This is a genomic window from Propylenella binzhouense, from assembly GCF_009866965.1.
Classification (GTDB): Bacteria; Pseudomonadota; Alphaproteobacteria; order Rhizobiales; family Afifellaceae; genus Propylenella; species Propylenella binzhouense.
On sequence record NZ_SPKJ01000216.1, the window covers coordinates 1 to 1,000 of the forward strand.

Here is a 1,000-nt window from a genome sequence, read left to right on the forward strand (position 1 = left end):
CGCGGCGGCGAGTAGCGGCAGGAAGCCGGGACCGCGGCTGACGGTCGCCGGCCGCTCGACGGGCGGCGGCGGGATCTCCGCGCGCTCCGGCTCGGCCGGAGGCTCCTCCGGCGGCTCGGCCGAGGGCTCCTCCGCCGCCGGGGCCTCGCCGGCGACAATCTCCTCGGGCGCGGGATGCGTGCCGGCGAGCGGGCTCCGGGCGTCCTCGCCGGCGCGGGTCGCGATCCCGTCCGGAGCGGGCTCCCCGGCCGCCGCCGTTTCTTCGGCGGCGGTTTCCGCGGAGGCGGCGGTTTCTGCGGGGGAGACGGCGGGCTCCTCGTCGCGAGCCGCGGGAGAAGATGCCGTCTCCTCAAGCGGCGGCTCGGCGGCGCCCGGCGCTTCCGCCGGGGCGTCCGGCGGAGAGGGGGGAAGCGTCCCCGGCGGCGCGGGCTCCTCGGCCGGCTCCGGCCCGGCCTCCGCAGCCGGGCCCGCCGGCTCCTCCTCCGGCTTCGGGGGCACGAATCCGCCTTCGGCGACGGTCTCGGGGCCGGGCATGGCGGCAATGTCGGCAGCGGCGGGCGCGGCCGCCTCGCCCGATTCGGCAGGCGCCGGGCCGGCTTCGGCCTGCTTCTCCGCCTCCTCGGCCTTGCGCGTCACCTCCTCCGCCTTCAGATCGATGATCACGGGCGGACGACCGCCCCGTGAGCGCGACGATCCGGACCGGCTCCTCGTCTGCTTCGCCAAAAGCCTCTCCCGTCGAACCCGCAGGCCGCGGGCGGCCCGCGGCGGTTCCGCTCTACATTGCGCGATGGCGAGGCGGTGGCAAGGCAGGCGCGTGCTAACCGGCAGGCTGCGCCGCATTGCCGCCAGCATCCCCGCCGCCGCCGAGCAGCGCGAAGAGGGCGCCCTGGTCGGGGCGGCCGGCGACGCGCACCGGGCCGGCGGCGATCGGCCGGACCGGCTCCGCCACCCGCTCCGAGAGGCAGTAGCAGGCGACCGCCTCCGGCAGGGGGACGAGCCG

At 78.6% G+C, this 1,000-nt stretch carries 1 protein-coding gene and 1 pseudogene; both read right to left on the reverse strand.

The features are described from left to right. Window positions 1–663 (reverse strand): annotated as a pseudogene (locus E4O86_RS22985) (hypothetical protein); the annotation flags it as partial. A gap of 154 nt (window positions 664–817) precedes the next feature. Continuing rightward, window positions 818–1,000: hypothetical protein (locus tag E4O86_RS22990; RefSeq protein WP_161142855.1), on the reverse strand; the 183-nt coding region annotated here is incomplete at its 5' end.